Genomic DNA, 960 nt, shown 5'->3' with positions numbered 1-960 from the left:
GCCGCAGGTGCACGCTCGCGCCACCCATCTTCTTGAACATGTCCAGTACCAACGGATCGTAGTGCTGCCAGGCCTCGCCATGTTTGCCGCCTGCGACGAGCTGGCGCGCGAAGGGACCGGCTTCCAGGCGACCGAAGTCGGTATGGCGCACCGCCGAAGACCACGAGTACTTCCCGTTGTGGTCGATCGTGTTCTTCTGGATCGGCTTGGTCGTGCGGTCGAAGGGATGGAAGTCGGTCGTCCCCTCGTCATACCAGCCGTGCGACAGGTTTTCGCGCGCGAACTTCTGGTCCATCAGCACATGGGTGTCGGTGGCCGCGTCATACACGCCGCTCTTCATGATGACCGCCGCATTGCGACCGTCGATGGTGGGCTTCTGGTACTTGTCTTCATGGGGCAGGTAGCCCCAGGTCACGTACTTGCCCACACCGGCGCCGTACTTGTCCAGCCCGACGTCCAGACCCATCTTCCAGTAGAAGCCCAGGTCCGAGTTGGCGTGCGCCGGCGACTCGTCCAGCCAGGCCATGAAGTCGTCGTAGGACTTGATCTGCTCGTAGCGTTCCAGCGTGCAGCCCAGCCACATCGCTTCGAGCCAGTTCTTCTTGAAGTACTCCAGGATGCCCCAGGCACGGGTGATGTCGGTCAGCGTCGGCGCGCACATCACGCCACCGGGCACCATGTAGCTGGAGTGTGGCCACTGGCCACCGAGCAGCGCGTAGATCTCCACCGGCTTGCCCGAGATGGTGACGCCGAGCTCATACGAGGTGCCGGTGAAGGGCGCGAATCGACGACAGGCTTCTTCGTAGTACTTGCTGTGCTTGTACTTCTTGTTGGTCAGGTCGATGGCGTACAGGCCGTAGAAGTAGCGCGGCTGGCTCTGCAGGCTTTCGACCAGCTGACCCAGATTGCGCGCCAGGATGGCGTTGCGCGGCACCTCTGTCTGCCAAGCGGTGTCCAGCG

Annotated in this window: 1 protein-coding gene; it reads right to left on the bottom strand. The window is 62.6% G+C overall.

Annotation, left to right across the window (positions count from 1 at the left end; genetic code table 11):
* On the bottom strand, positions 1 to 934 hold a 934-nt coding region (locus AC01FP_RS17865; protein WP_474482122.1), incomplete at its 3' end, for a nickel-dependent hydrogenase large subunit.
* Between the last annotated feature and the right edge of the window lie 26 nt (positions 935 to 960).

The sequence above is a fragment of the Cyanobium sp. NIVA-CYA 375 genome (genome assembly GCF_056108345.1).
The sequence above is the reverse complement of the archived record's forward strand: the minus strand, read 5'-3'. Positions and strand labels throughout refer to the sequence as shown.